The 19751-nt window shown below is 71.9% G+C and carries 18 protein-coding genes; 13 read left to right on the forward strand and 5 right to left on the reverse strand.

What is annotated here, in order from left to right; all coding sequences use genetic code 11:
• Positions 1–119: 119 nt before the first annotated feature.
• Complete coding sequence (locus ACUYMY_RS11005; RefSeq protein WP_481703598.1) at positions 120–590, reverse strand: Lrp/AsnC family transcriptional regulator; 471 nt, start codon at positions 588–590, stop codon at positions 120–122.
• 354 nt (positions 591–944) lie between these two features.
• On the opposite strand from ACUYMY_RS11005, the gene ACUYMY_RS11010 reads away from it, so the two are divergent.
• The 5 genes from ACUYMY_RS11010 (at position 945) to ACUYMY_RS11030 (ending at position 5920) form a co-directional block, all read left to right on the forward strand.
• Positions 945–2360, forward strand: coding sequence for an amino acid permease (locus ACUYMY_RS11010; protein ID WP_481705043.1), 1416 nt, complete (start codon positions 945–947; stop codon positions 2358–2360).
• A gap of 335 nt (positions 2361–2695) precedes the next feature.
• Complete coding sequence (locus tag ACUYMY_RS11015) at positions 2696–3685, forward strand: thiamine pyrophosphate-dependent enzyme (protein WP_481705044.1); 990 nt, start codon at positions 2696–2698, stop codon at positions 3683–3685.
• Between the two features lie 10 nt (positions 3686–3695).
• On the forward strand, positions 3696–4742 hold the full coding sequence (locus ACUYMY_RS11020; RefSeq protein WP_481703599.1) for an alpha-ketoacid dehydrogenase subunit beta: 1047 nt from the start codon (positions 3696–3698) through the stop codon (positions 4740–4742).
• Positions 4735–5064 carry a biotin/lipoyl-containing protein gene (locus tag ACUYMY_RS11025; protein WP_481703600.1) on the forward strand — a complete coding sequence of 110 codons (330 nt, stop codon included), beginning with the start codon at positions 4735–4737 and terminating at the stop codon, positions 5062–5064. Before ACUYMY_RS11020 ends, ACUYMY_RS11025 begins: the two co-directional genes overlap by 8 nt.
• 31 nt (positions 5065–5095) lie before the next feature.
• Positions 5096–5920, forward strand: a complete 825-nt coding sequence (locus ACUYMY_RS11030; protein ID WP_481703601.1) for an alpha/beta fold hydrolase — start codon at positions 5096–5098, stop codon at positions 5918–5920.
• Here the strand turns inward: ACUYMY_RS11030 and ACUYMY_RS11035 are convergent.
• Entirely contained in the window at positions 5917–6909 is a 993-nt protein-coding gene (locus ACUYMY_RS11035) for a CapA family protein (protein ID WP_481703602.1), read from the reverse strand. The genes ACUYMY_RS11030 and ACUYMY_RS11035 overlap by 4 nt on opposite strands.
• A 109-nt stretch (positions 6910–7018) precedes the next feature.
• On the opposite strand from ACUYMY_RS11035, the gene ACUYMY_RS11040 reads away from it, so the two are divergent.
• The 6 genes from ACUYMY_RS11040 to ACUYMY_RS11065 are packed head-to-tail and all read left to right on the forward strand — an operon-like array spanning position 7019 to position 13654.
• On the forward strand, positions 7019–8572 hold the full coding sequence (locus tag ACUYMY_RS11040) for a fumarylacetoacetate hydrolase family protein (protein WP_481703603.1): 1554 nt from the start codon (positions 7019–7021) through the stop codon (positions 8570–8572).
• The gene (locus ACUYMY_RS11045) at positions 8569–9294 is read left to right on the forward strand and encodes a GntR family transcriptional regulator (RefSeq protein ID WP_481703604.1); all 726 of its coding nucleotides are present in this window, start codon (positions 8569–8571) and stop codon (positions 9292–9294) included. The genes ACUYMY_RS11040 and ACUYMY_RS11045 overlap by 4 nt, the downstream gene beginning before the upstream one ends.
• 47 nt (positions 9295–9341) lie before the next feature.
• A complete protein-coding gene (gene hpaE, locus ACUYMY_RS11050; protein ID WP_481703605.1) occupies positions 9342–10895 on the forward strand; it encodes a 5-carboxymethyl-2-hydroxymuconate semialdehyde dehydrogenase in 1554 nt (517 codons plus the stop codon).
• A 27-nt stretch (positions 10896–10922) separates the two neighbouring features.
• On the forward strand, positions 10923–12023 hold the full coding sequence (hpaD, locus tag ACUYMY_RS11055) for a 3,4-dihydroxyphenylacetate 2,3-dioxygenase (RefSeq protein ID WP_481703606.1): 1101 nt from the start codon (positions 10923–10925) through the stop codon (positions 12021–12023).
• Positions 12024–12026: 3 nt separating this feature from the next.
• Entirely contained in the window at positions 12027–12812 is a 786-nt protein-coding gene (hpaH, locus tag ACUYMY_RS11060) for a 2-oxo-hept-4-ene-1,7-dioate hydratase (RefSeq protein WP_481703607.1), read from the forward strand.
• A complete protein-coding gene (locus tag ACUYMY_RS11065; RefSeq protein ID WP_481703608.1) occupies positions 12797–13654 on the forward strand; it encodes an HpcH/HpaI aldolase family protein in 858 nt (285 codons plus the stop codon). Before hpaH ends, ACUYMY_RS11065 begins: the two co-directional genes overlap by 16 nt.
• Here ACUYMY_RS11065 and ACUYMY_RS11070 read toward each other — a convergent pair.
• The 3 genes from ACUYMY_RS11070 to ACUYMY_RS11080 all read right to left on the reverse strand — a co-directional run bounded on the left by ACUYMY_RS11070 (position 13648) and on the right by ACUYMY_RS11080 (position 18057).
• On the reverse strand, positions 13648–14277 hold the full coding sequence (locus ACUYMY_RS11070) for a DnaJ family domain-containing protein (RefSeq protein WP_481703609.1): 630 nt from the start codon (positions 14275–14277) through the stop codon (positions 13648–13650). The two genes, ACUYMY_RS11065 and ACUYMY_RS11070, sit on opposite strands and share 7 nt — an antisense overlap.
• Positions 14278–14377: 100 nt before the next feature.
• Entirely contained in the window at positions 14378–15883 is a 1506-nt protein-coding gene (locus ACUYMY_RS11075) for an APC family permease (protein ID WP_481703610.1), read from the reverse strand.
• A gap of 155 nt (positions 15884–16038) precedes the next feature.
• Positions 16039–18057 carry a primary-amine oxidase gene (locus tag ACUYMY_RS11080; protein ID WP_481703611.1) on the reverse strand — a complete coding sequence of 673 codons (2019 nt, stop codon included), beginning with the start codon at positions 18055–18057 and terminating at the stop codon, positions 16039–16041.
• Between the two features lie 102 nt (positions 18058–18159).
• Between ACUYMY_RS11080 and ACUYMY_RS11085 the strand changes: the two genes are divergently transcribed.
• Both ACUYMY_RS11085 and ACUYMY_RS11090 read left to right on the forward strand, forming a co-directional pair.
• On the forward strand, positions 18160–18744 hold the full coding sequence (locus ACUYMY_RS11085) for a TetR/AcrR family transcriptional regulator (RefSeq protein ID WP_481703612.1): 585 nt from the start codon (positions 18160–18162) through the stop codon (positions 18742–18744).
• A gap of 11 nt (positions 18745–18755) precedes the next feature.
• Positions 18756–19721, forward strand: coding sequence for an AraC-like ligand-binding domain-containing protein (locus ACUYMY_RS11090; RefSeq protein WP_481705045.1), 966 nt, complete (start codon positions 18756–18758; stop codon positions 19719–19721).
• Positions 19722–19751: the final 30 nt, after the last annotated feature.

Consider the following 19751-nt stretch of genomic DNA (forward strand, 5'->3'; position numbering starts at 1 on the left):
CTTTCCTTTGCCGCATCGTCACCGCTAGTTAAAGTCAAAATGACTTTAAGTGATCATACGCGCGGGGCCCTGCCGGCTGCAACATGATGACGCTCGCCAGCGGGACTGTGGGAACCGGCTCAGCCGCGGGCGGCGGCCTCGAGGAGCGGGAGGGTGCGGCCCTCGAAGTGCGTGTTGAGCACGATCACCGACGAGGAGCGGAGGACGGCGCGCGTCGCGGTGATGGCATCGAGCACTCGCTGGAGGTCGGCATTGGAGCGGGCGGCCACCCGCGCCAGGAAGTCGCTGTCCCCCGAGACAGTGTGCACCTCGAGGACCTCCGGGATCTCGGAGAGGGCCGCCGCGACGGCGTCGTGCCCGAAGCCCTGGTGGATCGTGAGCGAGCAGTAGGCGACGACGGGGAAGCCGAAGGCGCGCGGCTCGGGCTGGGGCGCCCAGCGCGCGATGACCCCGTTCGAGACCATGCGGTCGAGGCGCGCCTGGACCGTCGCGCGGGCGACCCTCAGGATGCGGGAGGCCTCGAGCACCGACATCCGCTGCTCGTCCGTGAAGAGCCTCACGATCCGCGCGTCCAGCTCGTCGACCTTCATGGCTCCTCCATCGCTCGCCTGGCCCCGCGGGGCGGTCGGCACGATGCTACAGATTGATGCGCCCCCGCGCATGCACTGCGCATTGTGACTAGCCCGGCCGGGGTCTGGGGCTCTCGACTGCACAGGATGCACAGGGACGTGAGATGCACCACACACCGGGTCGCGAAAGGCGCTATCGTCGTCGTCGTCCTCTGGTCGAAGGCGTCCATCCGGCGCCAGGCCACCGCACTCCGAAAGACGGATATGACAGCTATGCACACTGCAGACGGGCTCACGACACAGGCGTCGGCACCCTCGTCCACGGCCGGGCCAACGGAGGTCCGCCCGACGGGGGGCGCCCGGCTCGGTCACTCGATGTCGCCGCGCCAGCTCACCATGATGGGCCTCGGCAGCGCGATCGGCGCGGGCCTGTTCATCGGCTCAGGCGCAGGCATCCAGGCCGCGGGGCCCGCCGTGCTCGTCTCCTACCTCGTGGCCGGGACGCTCATCATCATCGTCATGTGGGCCCTCGGCGAGATGGCTGCCGCCAACCCCAACAGCGGCGCCTTCTCCGTCTACACCTCCAAGGCGCTCGGCAGCGCGGCCGGCGCCACGGTCGGCTGGCTCTGGTGGCTCCAGCTCGTCGTCGTCATCGCCGCCGAGGCCCTCGGCGCCGCTGGACTGCTCGCGACCCTCGTCCCGGCCCTGCCGGTCTGGCTCATGGCGCTCGTCTTCATGGGAGTGTTCACCGCCGTGAATCTCACGGGCGTGAAGAACTTCGGCGAGTTCGAGTTCTGGTTCGCGCTCCTCAAGGTCGCCGCGATCATTGCGTTCCTCCTCATCGGCGCCGCACTGCTCTTCGGCTGGATCCCCGGCGTGGCCTCTCCCGGGCTGGCCAACCTCACGGCGGACGGCTTCGCGCCGCACGGACTCACGGGGATCGCGACCGCGCTCTTCGTCGTGGTCTTCGCTTTCGGCGGCACCGAGATCGTCTCCGTGGCCGCGGCCGAGACCCGCGACCCGGCCCGCAGCGTCGCCAAGGCCGTGAAGACTGTCGTGGCCCGCATCCTCGTCTTCTACGTTGGCTCGATCCTGGTCATCGCCGCCGTGGTCCCGTGGACGTCCCCGGGGCTCAAGAGCCCCTTCGCCGCCGTGCTCGGGGTCGCCGGGATGCCCGGTGCCGCCGTGGCGATCACGCTCGTGGCCGTCGTCGCCCTCCTCTCGGCGCTCAACGCCAACCTCTACGGCGCCTCGCGCATGATCTTCTCGCTCGCCGAGCGCGAGGAGGCACCGCGCTTCCTCAGGGCGCTCACGGGCGCCAAGGTGCCGGCCGCGGCCGTCCTCGCCTCGGTGGCGTTCGGCTTCGCCGCGACCGTGCTCGAGCTCCTGTTCCCCGAGAAGGTGCTCCCGCTCCTGCTCAACTTCGTCGGCTCGACGTGCCTCGTCGTATGGGGCTCGGCGCTCGTCTCGCAGTTCGTGCTGCGCCGCCGCGCGGACAAGGCTGCCGCTGCTGCGGGCACCGCGGGCGGAGCGGACGCCGCGCTGCCCCTGCGCATGGCCGGCTTCCCGTGGCTCACCGGCCTCGGCATGGCGCTGCTCGCGGCCATCTTCGCCGTCGGCCTCGCCGCCGAGGACTCGCGCGGGCAGCTCCTGAGCACCTTCGGGCTCGTGGCCGTCATCGCAGCCGGCAGCTGGCTGCGACGCCGGGCCGCCGCCGCGAAGGCCGCGCAGGCGGCCGGAACTGCCCAAGAGGCCGGAACTGCTCGGGAGGCCGAGCGCACCGACGCCTGACGGCGAATACCGAAAGGCCTGACGGGAAGGGAGCCCCGGGCCGGACGCGAAGAGCGTCCGGCCCGGGGCTCCCTCGCATCCCGCGCACTGCACTGCACAGCCTGACACTGCACACACTGCCACGTGACGCAGCCCACTCGACGCGGGCTGACAGCAGCGTGTACAGCCCTCTACGGATTGCTTGAACACGTGTGCGACGGTCCTAGGTTGTCGCCATGCAGACGCTGCAGACCCTCGGCAGGTCCGGCGCCGCCGGCCGCCCGGCCCCGCCCCTGCCCGAACTGCCCGCGGCCCAGGCCGTGACGGGCCAGGAGCTGCGCGACCTCTACCGCCTCATGAGCTCGGTCCGGCGACTCGACGAGGCCGCCATCGCATGGCAGCGGCAGGGGATCCTCCCCGGCTACGCGCCCCTCCTCGGCCAGGAGGCCGCACAGGTCGGCTCGGCGTTCGCCGTCGACCGCGAGCGCGACTTCCTCTTCCCGACCTACCGCGAGGCCGGCGTCGCAAGGACGCTCGGGGTCGACATGGTCGAGTACATGGCGACCCACAAGGCCATCTGGCACGGGGGCCTGTGGGACGCCGCGAAGCACCGGCTCGCGCCGATCCAGGCGGTCGTCGCCGGCTCCGTGCTCCACGCCGTTGGCTGGGCGCACGGCCAGCGGCTCGCCGCGACATCACCCGGAGACCCGCAGGGCCCTGTGGAGGGACTGGGTGTCGCAGTGGCCTACCTTGGCGACGGGGCGTCGAGCCAGGGCGATGTGCACGAGGCGATGAACGTCGCTGCCGTGTTCGCCGCGCCGGTGGTCTTCTTCGTGCAGAACAACGGCTGGGCGATCTCCGTGCCAACCGAGAAGCAGGTCGCCGGCGGCAGCGTGGCCGCCCGCGGAGCCGGGTACGGCATGCCAGCCCTGCAGGTCGACGGGAACGACGCCGCCGCCGTCGTCACCGCGATGCGCCGCGCCCTCGCCCACGCCCGCGCGGGCCGCGGCCCCGTCCTCGTCGAGGCCCTCACCTATCGTCGGGGCCCCCACTCGACCGCCGACGACCCGGGCCGCTACCGCACGCTCGACGACGAGCGCCGCGACGCCGGCGCCGACCCCCTCGGGCGGCTCCGGGCGCGGCTGCTCGGCGAGGGCCTCGCGGACGAGGCCTTCCTCGCCGACTGCGAGGCGGCCGCCGCCGCGGAGGCCGAGGGCGTCCGCGAGGGCGTCCTCGCCCTGGGGCCGCGCCCGGGAGCGGAGATGTTCGACCTCGTCTTCGCCGAGCCCACCGAGGAGCTCCTGCGCCAGCGGGCCGCGTGGAGGAGGGAGTCGGAGCATGACTGAGGCGGCGGGCATGACTGAGCCGGCGGGCGTGACTGAGGCAGCGGGGGTGGCTGAGGCCTCCGAGGAGCCCCGGCAGCTGTCCCTCCAGCAGGCGCTCAACCTCGCGCTCTCCGAGCTCCTCGCCGAGGACCCGAAGGTCCTCGCGTTCGGCGAGGACGTCGGCACGCTCGGGGGCGTGTTCCGCGTGACCAGCGGGCTCGCGGCCGAGCACGGCCCCCAGCGCGTCTTCGACACGCCCCTGGCCGAGTCCGGCATCCTGGGCCTCTCGATCGGCCTCGCGATGGCAGGGTTCCGGCCGGTGCCCGAGGTCCAGTTCGACGGCTTCGCCTACCCGGCCATGAACCAGATCGTCACCCAGCTGGGCCGCATGCACTACCGCTCCCGCGGCGCCCTGCGCATGCCCGTGACCCTGCGCGTGCCGAGCTTCGGCGGCATCCGCGCCCCGGAAAACCACGGGGAGAGCCTCGAGGCGGTGTTCGCCCACGTGCCCGGCCTCAAGGTCGTGTGCCCGGCGGATCCGCAGGAGGGGTACACGCTCCTCAAGGCGGCGGTCCGCTCCGACGACCCGGTGGTCTTCATGGAGCCGAAGTCGCGCTACTGGCAGAAGGGGCCCGTGCTCACCGAGGCTCAGCGGGAGAGAGCGGACGACGACGGCGCGCGCGTCGCCCGCGCGGGCCGTGACTTGACCCTTATCGCATGGGGCGCCATGGTGTCCCGCTGCCTGCAGGTCGCCGAGCTTGCGTCCGAGGACGGCGTCGACGTCGAGGTCGTGGACCTGCGCTGGCTCAAGCCCATCGACACCGAAGCCCTGGCCGCGTCCGTCGCGAAGACGCGCCGCGCCGTCGTCGTGCACGAGGCACCGCTCACGGCGGGCCTCGGCGCGGAGGTGGCCCAGAGGATCACCGAGCGCTGCTTCGCCACCCTCAAGGCACCCGTTGAGCGCGTCACGGGGTTCGACGTACCGTATCCGTCAGGCGACCTGGAGGACGAGTACATTCCGAGCATCGACCGCATCCTGTTCGGCATCCAGCGAGTATTGGAGTACAGGCGTGGCTGAGATCCCCTTCCCGCTCCCGGACCTCGGCGAGGGGCTCATCGAGGCCACCGTCCTCGAATGGCTCGTGGCCGAGGGCGACCAGGTCGAGCGCAACCAGCCGCTCGTCGAGGTCGAGACGACCAAGTCCGCGCTCGAGCTCCCCTCCCCTCAGGCCGGCCGCGTCCTCAGGGTGTACGGCGCACCGGGCGAGGTCATCAGGGTCGGCGAGCCGCTCATCGTCTTCGAGGTCCCCGACGACGCCGCGGGCATCGTCGGCACCGTGCCCGCCGAGGGCGCGCCGACGCGCCGCGTCCGGTTGCGGCCCACTCTGGACGAGGATTGACGACATCACCTACTCAAGGGAACGGGGACTCATGGAGACGACGGCAGGACGGCACACGGGCACTGCGCCCCACCACACCGTCGAGGGGACGGACCCGGGGCTCAACGTCGTCACGGCGCAGCCCGAGACGCCGGCGGCGCTCCCGCCCGTGCTGCTCCTCCACGGCTTCGCCTCCTCGGTCGAGCTCAACTGGGAGCGGAGCGGGTGGATCCAGGCGCTGCTCGAGGCAGGGCGGCGGGTCATCGCCGTCGACCTCCCCGGGCACGGCGCGAGCGCGGCCCCCGAGGACGTCGACTCGTACACCCCCAGCCGGATCCGCGCCGACCTCCTGCAGATCGTGACCGACGCGGGGGCCCGGCCGATCGCCGAGGGCCGGCCCGAGACGGGGCTCGACGTCGTCGGCTACTCGCTCGGCTCGCGCCTCGCGTGGGAGTTCGGCGCGACCCAGCCCGCGCTCGTGCGTCGGCTCGTGCTCGGCGGGCCTAGCAGCCGCGACCCCCTCGCGGAGTTCGACCTCGTCGCGGCCCAGCGCTTCCTCGCGGACGGCACGCCGATCGAGGACCCCTCGACGGCCACGCTCGTGTCCATGGCGCAGGCCTCCCCCGGCTCGGACATGTACGCCCTCCTCTCGCTCGTCGAGGGCGTCAAGGAGGAGCCGTACGATCCCGCCGAGGCCGTGCCGCGGCAGCCGATTCTCATGGTCGCCGGCGAGAAGGACGAGCGCCTCGGGACAATCGACAGGCTCCGCGAGCTCGTGCCCGCCGCGGAGCTGCTCGTGCTCCCGGGGCGCACGCACGTCAACGCGGTGACGGCGAGGGCCTTCAAGCACGCCGCGATCGAGTTCCTGGCCCACTAGACCTGGCCCTCGCAGCGGATCTCGAGGCACCCTTCCTCGTCGAGCCAGCTCCCCTCGGTGCCCAGCTCGGCGCTGCGGCGCTGCATCCGCCGGGCGATCCCCTGCGCCTCCACACCCGCCCGCCTGACCTGCATGTCCGCGATCAGGGTAGGAAACAGGCGCAGGGCGGTCGGGACCACCGCACGCCCACGGTCGTCGACATCCAGCAGGAAGAGGAAGGACTGGTCGTTGCGCTCGACCTCGTCCACCGCGTAGTCATCGACGAAGTCCCCCGCGCTATAGATGAGGGGCCTGCCCCGGTACACCTCGACGCCGCGGAAGATGTGGGCGGAATGCCCGAACACGGCGTCCGCCCCCGCGTCGACGAGCGCGTGCGCGAGGGCGGCGTGCTCGGGCGGCACGGCCGTGCCCCAGTTCGGCCCCCAGTGGGCCGAGACCAAGAGGAAGCCGACCTCGCCGCTGACGCGGTGCACGAGTTCGACGAGTGCGTGCGTGCGCGGATCGGCGAGGTCCGTGGGCACGTGGAAGATCCCCGGCGACGCGGCGCCGGCCGCCCAGCCGGGCTCGTTGTCGCTGAACGCCAGGACGCCCAGGGTCGTGCCCCCGGCCGCGAGGACCGCCGGCCGCTGGGCCGCGGCGGCGTCCAGGCCCGCGCCCGCGTGCAGGATGCCGTGGGCGTCGAGGACGGGCAGCATCTCACGGAACGCGTCGAGGCCGTAGTCGAGGGTGTGGTTGTTCGCGAGCGAGACGACGTCGATCCCCGCGGCCTCGAGGCACGCGATGTTCCTGCTGTCCGAGCGGAAGTGGAAGACCTTGCGCGGCTGCGGCAGGCCGCCGTCGGCGATGACGCACTCGAGGTTTGCGAAGCGCACGTCGGCGCGGGCGAGGACCGGCAGGAGGTCGCCCCAGACGTACCCCGGGACCTCGCGGCGCAGGCGCTGGTTCACGAGCCGGCCCAGCATCACGTCCCCCATCAGCCCGATCCTCATGAGCGCCTCCTGCTGACTTCCATGGTGCGCGTCACACTGCCCCTTGAACCACCGGATAACTTCGTATACGATTTTCGTATACGATCCGAGACTCGAAGGGGAGGCCTCCGTGGAGCACCTCACGCAGGAACATCTGGACGCCGCCGGCAAGGTCATCGCCGTCCACCTCAACTACCCCAGCCGCGCCGCGCAGCGCGGGCGCACTCCGGCCGTCCCCTCGTACTTCCTCAAGCCCGCGACCTCCCTCGCGCTCGACGGCGCGGAGCTGCGCCGCCCGCGCGGCGTCGAGCTCCTCACCGTCGAGGGCGAGGTCGCCCTCGTGATCGGCAGCCGCGCCCGCGGCGTCTCGCTCGAGGACGCGTGGCAGCACGTCGGCTCGGTCACCGCCGCGAACGACGCCGGGCTCGCCGACCTCCGCTGGCCGGACAAGGGCTCCAACCTCCGCTCGAAGGGCGTGGACGGGATCGCCCCGGTCGGCCCCGTCCTCCTCCCGGCGCAGGAGCTCGACCCCCACGACCTGCGCGTGCGGATGTGGATCAACGGCTCGCTCGTCCAGGAGGACTCCACGGCCACCCTGCTCTTCCCGTTCGCACAGCTCGTCGCGGACCTCTCCCGCCTCATGACCCTCGAGCCCGGGGACATCATCCTCACCGGCACCCCCGCCGGCGCGACGGTGGCCCAGCCCGGCGACCTCGTCGAGGTCGAGGTCGACGGCGAGACGGCCGACGGCACGCGGCTCACCACCGGGCGGCTCGCCAACAAGGTCGTCGAGACGGACCAGGAGCTCGCGCCGTTCGGGGCGATGCCCCAGCTCACCGATGCCGACCGCATCGACGCGTGGGGCTCGGCCGAGGCGGCGGGCCTCGCAGAGGCGGGCGAGGCACCCGCCGGGGACGCGCCGTCGGCCGTGTCCTCTGGCTCTCCCGCATCCGCCGAGCAGTCCCAGGACACCCGCCCCGCGAGCATCCTCACGCCCGAGCTCGAGGAGAAGCTGCGGAGCGTCGGCACGGCGACCCTGAGCGTCCAGCTGCGCCGCCGCGGGATGCAGAACTGCCACATCGAGGGCCTGACCCCGACGAAGCCGGGCGTCAAGGTCGTCGGCACGGCCCGCACCCTGCGCTACGTCCCGGCCCGCGAGGACCTCTTCAAGGAGTTCGGCGGCGGGTACAACGCGCAGAAGCGCGCGGTCGACTCGCTCCGCCCCGGCGACATCCTCGTCATGGACGCCCGCGGCGAGAAGGGCTCCGGCACGCTCGGCGACGTGCTCGCCCTGCGCGCCCAGGTGCTCGGCGCCGCGGCCGTCGTCACCGACGGCGGCATCCGCGACCTCGGCCCCGTGAGCGCGATGGACATCCCCGCGTGGGGCGCCACCGGCCACCCCGCGGTCCTGGGCCGCAAGCACGTCCCGTGGAGCGTCGACGACACGGTCTCGTGCGGCGGCGCGGCGGTCGTGCCCGGCGACGTGATCGTGGGCGACGAGGACGGCCTCGTCGTCCTCCCCGCGCACCTGGCCGCGGAGGTCGCGGACGACGCCGTCGCGCAGGAGCGCGAGGAGGCGTGGGTCGCGGAGCGGGTCGCCGAGGGGCACGCCGTCGACGGCCTGTTCCCGATGAATGCCCAGTGGCGGGCAAAGTACGAGCAGGAAACTGCGGGGCGGGCATGACCACCGCGGCTGAGACCTCAAGCAAGGCCGCCGGCAAGGCCGAGAGCAAGTCCCAGCGGGCCTACGAGTGGCTGCACGAGCAGATCGTCAGCGGGGCGCTCGAGCCCGGGGCCCGGCTCGTGCTCTCGCAGGTCGCGGACAAGCTGGACATCTCCGTCGTCCCCGTCCGCGAGGCGGTCCGCCGGCTCGAGGCCGAGGGGCTCGTGAGCTTCGAGAAGAACGTCGGGGCCACGGTCGCGGGCATCGACCCGGTCGAGTACCTGTACACGATGCAGACCCTGAGCCTCGTCGAGGGTGCGGCGACCGCCCTCTCCGCGCCCGCCGTCGGCCCCGCCGACATCGCCGCGGCCCGCGAGGTGAACGCGCGCATGCGCGAGTGCCTGGCGGACTTCGACCCCGTGCAGTTCACCGCGCTGAACCGCGAATTCCACTCGGTGCTGTTCGAGCACTGCCCGAACCCGCACATCCTCGACCTCGTCCACCGCGGCTGGAACCGGCTCAAGGCCCTCCGCGGCTCGACCTTCAGCTACGTGCCCGAGCGGGCCGAGCAGTCCGTCGAGGAGCACGAGCACCTGCTGACGCTCATCGAGTCCGGCGCGAGCTCCGAGCAGATCGAGAAGGCCGCCCGCGAGCACCGCTCCGCGACGCTCAACGCCTACCTCGAGCACAGCCGCGCCTCCGCCGGCGAGGGCGGCCCGCTCGCCTCGTTCGTGACCCTCTGACCACAGCAAGCCCAGATTCTTCGAACCCGACCATCAGGAGCAGTTCCATGAGCCAGCACTTCGTCCCCGAGAACCTCCCGACCCACCTCCAGCACTACATCGGCGGGCAGTTCGTCGACTCGATCGGCGGCGAGACCTTCGAGGTCCTCGACCCGGTCACCAACACCGCCTACGCGACCGCGGCCTCGGGCCAGAAGGCGGACATCGACGCCGCCGTCGCCGCCGCCCGCGAGGCGTTCGTCAACGGCCCGTGGCCGAAGATGAAGGCCCGCGAGCGCGCCAAGGTGCTCTACGCGATCGCCGACGCCGTCGTGGCGCAGGAGGACCGCCTCGCCGAGATGGAGACCTTCGACACGGGCCTGCCGATCACCCAGGCCCGCGGCCAGGCGCAGCGCGCGGCAGAGAACTTCCGCTTCTTCGCGGACCTCATCGTGGCCCAGCACGACACGGCGCTCAAGGTCCCCGGCACCCAGCTGAACTACGTCAACCGCAAGCCGATCGGCGTCGCCGGCCTCATCACGCCGTGGAACACGCCGTTCATGCTCGAGTCCTGGAAGCTCGCGCCGTCGATCGCCTCGGGCTGCACCGTGGTGCTCAAGCCGGCCGAGTTCACGCCGCTCTCCGCCTCGCTGTGGGCGCAGATCTTCGAGGACGCCGGCCTCCCGGCGGGCGTGTTCAACCTCGTCAACGGCTTCGGCGAGTCCGCGGGCGACGCCCTCGTCAAGCACCCCGACGTCCCGCTCATCTCCTTCACGGGCGAGTCCTCGACCGGGCAGACGATCTTCCGCAACTGCGCCCAGCACCTCAAGGGCATGTCGATGGAGCTCGGCGGCAAGTCCCCCGCCGTCGTCTTCGCCGACGCCGACCTCGACGCAGCGATCGACTCGACCCTCTTCGGCGTCTTCTCGCTCAACGGCGAGCGCTGCACGGCCGGCTCGCGCATCCTCGTCGAGCGCAGCGTCTACGACGAGTTCACCGAACGCTACGCCGAGCGGGCCAAGAACATCGTGGTGGGCGACCCGTCCGACCCGAAGACCCAGGTCGGCGCCCTCGTGCACCCCGAGCACTACGCGAAGGTCATGAGCTACGTCGAGATCGGCAAGGAGGAGGGCCGCCTGCTCGCCGGCGGCGGCCGCCCCGAGAACCTGCCGGAGGGCCAGGAGAACGGCTCCTACGTCGCCCCGACGGTGTTCGCCGACGTCAAGCCGGACGCGCGGATCTTCCAGGAGGAGATCTTCGGCCCGGTCGTGGCGATCACCCCGTTCGACTCGGACGAGGAGGCCCTGTCCCTGGCCAACAACACCAAGTACGGCCTCGCCGCCTACATCTGGACCAACGACCTCAAGCGCGCTCACAACTTCGCGCAGTCGGTCGAGGCCGGCATGGTGTGGCTCAACTCGCACAACGTCCGCGACCTCCGCTCGCCCTTCGGCGGCGTCAAGGCCTCGGGCCTGGGCCACGAGGGCGGCTACCGCTCGATCGACTTCTACACCGACCAGCAGGCCGTGCACATCACGCTCGGCGACGTGCACACGCCCAAGTTCGGCGCCGCCCCGGTGGCCGCCGACGTCGTCGCCGCCTCCTCCACCAACGACCAGTAGCCAGCCCTTCTCGAGGAAGAGAATCCCATGACCGCGAACGCTATCCCCACGCCCTCGGTGCCGGCCCCGGACATCGTCCGCTGCGCCTACCTCGACCTCGTCGTCACGGACCTGGCGAAGTCCCGCGACTTCTACGTCGACCTGCTCGGCCTGCACGTGACCTACGAGGACGACGAGGCGATCTACCTGCGCTCCTTCGAGGAGTTCATCCACCACAACCTCGTGCTCCGCAAGGGCCCGGTCGCCGCGGCCGCCGCGTTCGCGTTCCGCGTGCGCACGCCCGAGGACGTCGACAAGGCCGAGGCGTACTTCCAGGAGCTCGGCTGCCGCACCGAGCGCCGCAAGGAGGGCTTCGTCCGCGGCATCGGCGACGCGGTGCGCGTCGAGGACCCGCTCGGCTTCCCGTACGAGTTCTTCTACGACGTCGAGCACGTCGAGCGCCTGCACATGCGCTACGACCTCTACTCCGCCGGCGAGCTCGTGCGCCTCGACCACTTCAACCAGGTCACCCCGGACGTCCCCCGCGGCCGCGCCTACCTCGAGGGCCTCGGCTTCCGCGTCTCGGAGGACATCAAGGACTCCGACGGCGTCACGTACGCCGCGTGGCTGCACCGCAAGCAGACCGTGCACGACACCGCCCTCACCGGTGGCGACGGCCCCCGCCTGCACCACATCGCCTTCTCGACCCACGAGAAGCACAACATCATCCAGATCTGCGACAAGATGGGCGCACTGCGCATGTCCGACCGGATCGAGCGCGGCCCCGGCCGCCACGGCGTCTCCAACGCCTTCTACCTCTACATCCTCGACCCGGACGGCCACCGCGTGGAGATCTACACGCAGGACTACTACACGGGCGACCCGGACAACCCCACGATCACGTGGGACGTCCACGACAACCAGCGCCGCGACTGGTGGGGCAACCCCGTCGTGCCGAGCTGGTACACCGAGGCCTCGCTCGTCCTGGACCTCGACGGCAACCCGCAGGAGGTTATCAAGCGCGAGGACAAGTCCGAGATGGCCGTGACCATCGGCGCCGACGGCTTCTCCTACACCCGCGCCGGGGACGAGTCCGGCTCGTACCACGGCGAGGCGTCCAAGGGCTTCAAGCTCGGAAGCCAGGTCTAGCCCATGCTCGACGAGCAGACCATCGCGGCCATCGCCGACGAGCTCGTGGAGGCGGGGCGGACGCGCACACCCGTCCCCCTCCTCCACGACCGCTACGAGGGCATGGACATCGAGGACTCGTACGCCGTGCAGAAGCTCTGGGCCTCGCGGCTCGAGGCCGAGGGCCGGCGCGTCGTCGGGCGCAAGATCGGCCTGACCTCCAAGGCGATGCAGGCGGCCACGGGCATCACCGAGCCGGACTACGGCGTCATCTTCGACGACATGGTGCTCGAGAACGGCTCGACCGTCGAGTGGAAGCGCTACACGCACCCGCGCATCGAGGTCGAGCTCGCGTTCAAGCTCGGCGCCGACCTCAAGGGCCCCGGCATCACGCTCTTCGACGTCCTCGACGCGACGGAGTACGTGGTCCCGGCGCTCGAGATCCTCGACTCACGGATCGAGATGGAGGGCCGCACGATCGTGGACACCATCTCGGACAACGCCGCGATGGGAGCGATGGTCGTCGGCGGGCGCCCGGTGCGGCCGCACGAGACTGACCTCCGCTGGGTCTCCTCCCTCCTGTACCGCAACCAGGAGATCATCGAGACCGGCGTGGCCGCGGGCGTGCTCAACCACCCCGGGACCGGCGTCGCGTGGCTCGCGGACAAGCTCGCCCAGCACGGGCAGGAGCTGCGCGCCGGGGACCTCATCCTCGCGGGCTCGTTCACCCGGCCCATGTGGGTCTACGAGGGGGACACGGTGTACGCGGACTACGGGCCCCTGGGGACGGTGACATGCCGTTTCGTCTAGAGCCCGAGAAGACCTTCCGGCACTCCCTCGCCGAGGCCGCGGCGCGCACCCCCGGGGAGGGCGGCGGGCCGCGGATCGGCCTGTGGGTGTGCTCCGGCAGCCCGCTCGTCGCGGAGATCATGGCCGGCTCGGGCGCGCACTGGCTCCTCATCGACGCCGAGCACAGCCCGAACTCGCTCGAGTCGGTCCTCGCCCAGCTGCAGGCCGTGCACGGCTACGACGTCCTGCCGGTCGTGCGCCTGCCGTGGAACGACACCGTGCTCATCAAGCAGTACCTCGACCTCGGGGCGCAGAACCTGCTCATCCCCATGGTGAACGACGCCGAGCAGGCGGCTGCCGCCGTCGCGGCCGTGCGGTACCCGCCGCACGGCGTGCGCGGCGTCGGCTCCGCCCTGGCCCGCGCGGCACGCTGGAACCGCATCCCGGACTACCTCGCACGGGCCGACGAGACGATCTCGCTCATGGTCCAGATCGAGACGGCCGAGGCCGTGGAGAACGTCAAGGAGATCCTGGCGGTCGACGGCGTGGATGGGATCTTCATCGGCCCGTCCGACCTCGCCGCGTCCATGGGTCTGCTCGGGCAGCAGGAGCACCACGACGTGCGCGCCGCCGTCGAGCGCTGCCTCGAGGCGGCGGAGGCGGCCGGCAAGCCCGCGGGCGTCAACGCGTTCGTCGAGGCGACGGCGCGGCACTACCTCTCCTGTGGGGCGCGCTTCGTCCTCGTGGGCGCGGACGTCTCGATCCTCGCGCGCTCGAGCGAGGAGCTCGCCTGGCGCTTCACGGCACTCTACGGCCCAGGCGAGGCAGGAGCGGACGGCGACGGGCGGCCGGCGAGCTACTGACCCCGCCGCTCGCCTCGTCCACCCCTTCGCCGCCACCAAGGCCGCCGCCCCTCGCGGGCGGCGGCCTCGTCGTCGTGCGCCGCGGCCGCAGCCTCCGCGGCCTCCCGCGCCTCGCGCCGGGCGCGCCAGGCGTGGACTTCAGTCTCGACATCCCGGGTCTTGGTCACGACCGGCGGACCGCCGAGGAGCTGGCGGCGCGCCTCGATGACCCTGCGGTTGAAGGACTCGACGGTGTCGCGGACCTGCTGCTCGGTGTAGAGGGCGTCGAGGGTGTCGGCGAGCCGGGCGTCCTCGACGCGCAGGAGGAGTGCCTCGGGGCCGAGGCCCGTGAGCTGCTCGCGCTGGATGAGGCCCTTGATCCACCAGTCTGGATCGTTGACATTGTCGAGGTTCGGGATGGGCTTGCCCGCGTACTTGAGGTGGTCGAACTCCCCGCGCGCCATGGCCTCGCGGATGAGGTAGTCGGCCCTTCGGGCCGTGTCGATCTCCCGGCGCTTCCGGTTGAGCTCCTCCTCGCGCGCGAGCTCCTCGGCCTCCTCCGGGGAGTGGGCTCCCCCGGAGGCGCGCAGACCGGCGAGGCGCTCGAGCCGCTCGCGCTGCTCCTCCTCGCGCTTGCCCTCCATGGACCCTCCCCTCCGTGCGCCCTGAACGCGCCGATGCCGTCACATCCACGGTAGGACGCGACGGCATGCGGAGCGTAGCGCTGAGGCTGGAGGCCTGGGGTCACGTGTCCTCGCCCAGGTGGTGCGCGGCGCGGCCCTCCTCGCCGTGCCCGATCCGCCCGTAGAGCGCCGGATCCGTCCGGCGCAGGCGCAGGGCCCAGGCGATGCCGGCGAGGCCGGGCAGGACGACGATGGCCGGCAGGACCCAGCTGAGCGGGCTCGGCTCGGTCTGGCCGAGCAGGACGTCGAAGTTGGCCGCGATGAGACCGAAGACCGCCGCGAGCGCGACCGCGCCCAGGGACGGCGCGACGACGGCGGTCCAGGGTCCCGCACCGAGGTCGCGGCGGCGGAAGAAGCCGACGACGGCGGCGGAGACGATCGCCATGAGCAGCACGAGGCCCATCGCGCCCGCGTTCGTGAGCCACGTGAACATGGTCAGGACGGGGTACAGCGGGCCGAGCTCGGAGCCCGTGCCGGCCGCGGCGAACCCGGCGGTGACGAGGATCGCGATGCCCGTCTGCACGAGCGAGCCGGCCCGCGGCGCGCCGTGGCGGCTCGTCCCCCCGAGCCAGGCGGGCAGGACGCGCTCCCGGCCGAGCGAGAAGAAGTACCGCGCCACGGCGTTGTGGAAGCTCACGAGCGCCGCGAAGAGGCTTGTGACGAAGAGCAGCTGCGCGATGTCGGCGGCGAGGACGCCGAGGCGCTCGGCAAGGAAGGCGAAGACGAGCCCGGGCCCCTGCTCCCCCGCCACGGCCGCGAGCTGCGACGGGCCCACCCCGACGGCCATGGCCCAGGCGGAGACGGCGTAGAACACGGCGATGACGCCGACGGCGGTGTAGGTGGCCCGCGGGATGGTGCGGTGCGGGTCCTTGGCCTCCTCGCCGTAGATCGCGGCGGACTCGAAGCCCATGAAGGCCGCGATGCCGAAGGACAGGACGGCGCCGACGCCAGGGAGCAGGAGGCTCGTGGGGGCGAGCGGCTCGGCGGTGATGCCCTCGGGGGCGACGGCGAACGCGGCGATGTCGTAGACGAGGACGACGAGGAACTCGAGGGCGACGAGCGCGCCCAGGACCTTCGCCGAGAGGTCCACGCGATTGATGCCGAGCACGGCCACGACGGCGATGCACGCGAGGACCGGGATCCACCACGGGACGTCGAGGCCGAACCGCTCCGCGAGGAGGGACGAGACGGTGAAGCCGAAGAGGCCGTAGATGCCCACCTGCATGAGGTTGTAGGCCATGAGGGCCACGAGGGAGACGCCGACGCCGGCCGGGCGAGAGATGCCCTGGGAGACGTAGGCGTAGAACGCGCCGGCGTTGGTCACGTGGCGGCTCATCGCCGCGTAGCCGACGGCGAAGACCGCGAGGACCGCGCCGAGGACGAGGTACGAGAGCGGCACGCCGAGCAGCCCGGTGACGGCGAACGTCGTCGTCACTCCCCCGGCGAGGACGGTCAGCGGCGCGGAGGCCGCGATGATCATGAGGGTCACGGAGGCGACGCCGAGGCGGCGCTGGCGGGTCACGGCCACCTCCCCCGGCGTCAGGTGCGAGCTCGTCGAGATGCTCATGGGTCCTCCAGCTAAGTAGTGCGTAGGGATGGGGCGAAGGCAAGCAGGCGGCTGCGGGAACGGGCGCGGCGGCCGCTGCACCTATCGTGCTGCGGCCGCCGCGCCCGTGACTTGTCCCACAGCGAACGGCTCTTGTCCGCCCGAGAGATCCGGTGCTACCGGTGGCAGTGCCCGCCGTCGCCCTTCGCCGGGGCGGGGACGTCGAGGACGGGGCTGCGGTCGAAGAAGCCCTCGGGCCGGATCCTGAAGCCCACATGGTCCACGGGCATGATCGGCCAGTCCTCGGGGCGCGGGAAGTGCGTGAGGCCGAACGTGTGCCACACGACGAGGTCCGTCCCGTCGAGGTCGCGGTCCTGGGCCTGGTAGGCGGGCAGGCCTGCCCCGCCCGGGTGCTGGTTGACGAAGTCGCCGGTCGGGTAGCGCTCGGCCTCGTCGTACCGGGTCACCCAGAGCGCCTTGGTCGCGAAGGCGGCGCGGCCGGCGACCGACGACGCCGGGTCGGCCAGGAGGGTGGGGTGGCCCTGCGGGTGGATCTTGTACCCGACCGGCTCGCCGAGGCGGTTGAGCGAGGTCGGGTTGCTCACGATCCAGCTCCTGCCGGCGGCCATGTCGGCGTCGCGAGCGGCCTCGGACTCGCGGGCCAGGAGCGTGCGCCTGCGGGTGAAGGCGTTGCCGCGCTCGTTCCCCGGGCCCATCGGGACGCGCACGGCGTCCTCCTCCTCGACCCGGTTCGGCCCGCCGTCGAGCGCGAAGTCCAGGCGCGCGCTGAAGAGGTGCTGGTGGAACGGGGCGCCGAGGCCGGGCGCCATCTCGGACGAGAACTGGTAGTCGCCCTCGGGCTGGGCGCTCGTGAAGACGACGCCGGTGGCCTTGGCCTCGAACTCGATCGTGCCGTCGAGGTAGAGGTACCAGTAGAAGCCGTAGTCGTAGTTGCCGATCGTCGTGAAGAAGCTGATGACGAGGCGGCGGTTGCGCCGGACGTAGTTGACGCCGGTCCAGAGGTCCGAGTGCTTGGCGAGGATGGACGAGTCCTCCTCGTGCATGCAGATGCCGTTGCGGATCTCGCGGGGGTTGCCGAACGGGTCGCTCACGACCGGGCTCAGGTAGGTGATCTCGCCGAGGCAGTCGCAGCCGAGCTCGAGCGAGTTTGCGTACTGGCCCACGAGGTACTCGCCCGTGTCGAAGTAGTTCTGCCACGAGCGCACCGGGGACGGGTCGCCGTAGGGGACGACCATCTCGGCGATCGACGCGCGGTCGAGGATCCGGCGGCGGCGCGTCTCGGTGCGGGCGCCCGGGTCCCCACCCGAGGCATCGTCGAACGCGATGTTGTGCAGCACGAGGCCCTCGCGCACGTCGAAGCCGACGTCCAGGCTCCACCGCTCCCACTCGACGTGGTTGCCGCCCGTGACCGTGAAGCTCGGCCCCTCGGGCTGCGTGATCTCGATCGGCCTCTGGCTCGTGCGGACTGGGCCCGTGAGCTCGGGGTCGGTGAAGTTGCCGTGCTCGGCGGGAACCGGGACCGGCCCGAAGTCCAAAACCCGGTCCACGCTGCGGTTCACGGTGTCGATGTAGGCCACGAGGCCGTCGACGGGGTGCGCCCACGGGCTGTCGGTCGGGTGCTCCTGCACGAAGGCGAGCCCGCGCAGGATGCGCCGGCCCTTCTCCTCCGGGTACTCGAACACGCCCGCCGAGAGGGGCGCGACGCGCACGGTGGCCGGGTCGAGGCCGCGGTCAGCGAGGGCCTTGAGCCAGCGGGCGTCGGCGTTGAGGATCTCCTCGACCGCCTCGAACTCCTCCTCGAGGACGGGCAGCTCGCCGGTCGCCGCGGTGTCGAGCTCGACGGCGGAGTCCACCTCGCCGCGCGTGACCGAGACGGTGACGTCGTGGGGGCGGGCGCCGGCGACGTCGTGCAGGAACACGCGGAAGCGGCGGTCGACGGCGGGCGCTCCCCTGGCTGCCGAGCCGCGCCGCGGCTCGACGAGGCCGAGGTAGGCCACCCGGGTCGTCTCGCGCCACAGCCCCGCGGCCTCGAGGATGCCCCGGACGGCGGCGACCTCCTCGGCCGTGGCGAGGGCATAGGCGCCCGACGCCGGGTGCTGGGACACGCCGTCGGCTGCGGTGTCGGGGCTTTCGCCGTAGCCGTGGCAGGGGTGCGTGGTCGTCTCGGTGCTCATGGCTTCTCCGGGGTCGCAGGATTTTTTTTTCTATGGACGTAGACAATAACGGCCTGTAAGGTGAATCACAACAGGTGTAGAAAAAAAGGTCGGAGGACGGCGATGCCGAAGATCGTGGACCACGACCAGCGGCGCCTCGAGCTCGTCGACGCCACGTGGCGGGTCATCGCGGAGCGGGGTCTCGACGCCGCGACGATGCGGGACATCGCGGCCGAGGCCGGCTTCGCCAACGGTGCCCTCAAGCCCTACTTCCCCACGAAGGACCGGCTCCTCGACTTCGCGTTCGAGCACATCTTCGCCCAGACGAACCGGCGCATGGAGGCGGCCACGGCCAGCCTCTCCGGCCGCGCCGCACTGCGGGCGTACTGCCACGAGATCCTGCCGCTCGACGCCGAGAAGCTCGCCGAGGCGCGCGTCGCCATCGCCTTCTGGCAGAAGGCCCTGCGCGACCCGGCCAAGACCGCCCTCCACGAGCGCTCGATGGAGCAGTGGCGCTCCTCGATCGCGGGGTTCCTCCGCGAGGAGGGAGCCGACGCACGGGCCGCCGAGGCGCACGTGGGCGCCATCATGGACCTGGTCCTGGGGGCGCAGATCACGGCCACACTCTCGCCGGGGCACCACTCCGCCGAGCAGCTCGTGGCGCAGCTCGACTGCCTCCTCGACGGCATCCTCGGGGGCGCGTCGTGAGCGCCCAGACCATCGCGCACACGCCCGCGGGAGCCGACGAGGGTCTCGACGTGACCCTCGCGCATGACTTCGACACGTGGCGCCGCGCGGTGTCCGCCTCGTTCGTCCCGCTCGCCGTCCAAGCCGACCGCCGTGGGCCCTTCCACGGGAGCATGCGGGGGAAGCACGTGGCGCGCGAGGACCTGAGCCTGATCGAGGTGGCCGCGAGCAGCCACGCCGTGACGCGGACGCCGGAGCTCATCGCGGCGGCCGACCGCCGGTACTTCAAGCTCAGCATCCAGCTCTCGGGCACGGGCCTCCTGCTCCAGGACGGCCGCGAGGCGGTCCTGCAGCCAGGGACCCTCGCCGTGTACTCGACGGACCGGCCGTACACGCTCGCGTTCGACGGCGACTTCCGCTCGCTCGTGCTCATGTTCCCGCACTCGGCCGTCGACCTCCCGGCCGACGCGATGTCCCAGATCACGGCCACGGCCATGAGCAGCGAGCACGGCCTGGGCGCCCTCGTGGCGCCCTTCCTCGTGCGGCTGTCCGAGAACCTCGGCGCCGTCGGCGGGCCGAATGGGACGCGGCTCGCGCGCAACGCCCTCGACCTCGTCACGACGCTCTTCAACGGCGAGCTCGACGCCCGCTCCGCCACCTCCCGCGACCCGCACCAGGTGCTCCTCGCCCGGATCCACCGCTTCATCGAGGCGAACTTGGGCGACCCCGAGCTCTCACCCGGGGCCATCGCGGCGGCGCACTACATCTCGACCCGCCACCTCCACGACCTCTTCCGCGAGCACGGCACGACAGTCTCGGCCTCGATCCGCGAGCGCCGGCTCGAGCGCTGCCGCCGCGACCTGCGGGACCCGGTGCTCGCGGACCGGCCCGTCACGGCCATCGCCGCGCGCTGGGGCCTGACCGACTCCGCCCACTTCAGCCGCATCTTCCGCGCCGCCTTCGGCGAGCCGCCGTCGTCGTACCGCGCGGGCGCATAGCCCCATCCGATGCCGGCCCCCGTTCCGAAG

Source organism: Sinomonas sp. T428B (assembly GCF_056780155.1).

What these genes read in the sequence shown, in the direction of transcription:
- ACUYMY_RS11075 (WP_481703610.1), bottom strand. Translation starts at nt 15,883, where the DNA reads ATGAGCATCTCGACGAGCTCGCACCTGACGCCGGGGGAGGTGGCCGTG.
- ACUYMY_RS11005 (WP_481703598.1), bottom strand. Translation starts at nt 590, where the DNA reads ATGAAGGTCGACGAGCTGGACGCGCGGATCGTGAGGCTCTTCACGGAC.
- ACUYMY_RS11045 (WP_481703604.1), top strand. Translation starts at nt 8,569, where the DNA reads ATGACCACCGCGGCTGAGACCTCAAGCAAGGCCGCCGGCAAGGCCGAG.
- ACUYMY_RS11070 (WP_481703609.1), bottom strand. Translation starts at nt 14,277, where the DNA reads ATGGAGGGCAAGCGCGAGGAGGAGCAGCGCGAGCGGCTCGAGCGCCTC.
- ACUYMY_RS11080 (WP_481703611.1), bottom strand. Translation starts at nt 18,057, where the DNA reads ATGAGCACCGAGACGACCACGCACCCCTGCCACGGCTACGGCGAAAGC.
- ACUYMY_RS11020 (WP_481703599.1), top strand. Translation starts at nt 3,696, where the DNA reads ATGACTGAGCCGGCGGGCGTGACTGAGGCAGCGGGGGTGGCTGAGGCC.
- ACUYMY_RS11030 (WP_481703601.1), top strand. Translation starts at nt 5,096, where the DNA reads ATGGAGACGACGGCAGGACGGCACACGGGCACTGCGCCCCACCACACC.
- ACUYMY_RS11065 (WP_481703608.1), top strand. Translation starts at nt 12,797, where the DNA reads ATGCCGTTTCGTCTAGAGCCCGAGAAGACCTTCCGGCACTCCCTCGCC.
- hpaE (WP_481703605.1), top strand. Translation starts at nt 9,342, where the DNA reads ATGAGCCAGCACTTCGTCCCCGAGAACCTCCCGACCCACCTCCAGCAC.
- hpaD (WP_481703606.1), top strand. Translation starts at nt 10,923, where the DNA reads ATGACCGCGAACGCTATCCCCACGCCCTCGGTGCCGGCCCCGGACATC.
- ACUYMY_RS11010 (WP_481705043.1), top strand. Translation starts at nt 945, where the DNA reads ATGTCGCCGCGCCAGCTCACCATGATGGGCCTCGGCAGCGCGATCGGC.
- ACUYMY_RS11015 (WP_481705044.1), top strand. Translation starts at nt 2,696, where the DNA reads ATGAGCTCGGTCCGGCGACTCGACGAGGCCGCCATCGCATGGCAGCGG.
- ACUYMY_RS11085 (WP_481703612.1), top strand. Translation starts at nt 18,160, where the DNA reads ATGCCGAAGATCGTGGACCACGACCAGCGGCGCCTCGAGCTCGTCGAC.
- ACUYMY_RS11035 (WP_481703602.1), bottom strand. Translation starts at nt 6,909, where the DNA reads ATGAGGATCGGGCTGATGGGGGACGTGATGCTGGGCCGGCTCGTGAAC.
- hpaH (WP_481703607.1), top strand. Translation starts at nt 12,027, where the DNA reads ATGCTCGACGAGCAGACCATCGCGGCCATCGCCGACGAGCTCGTGGAG.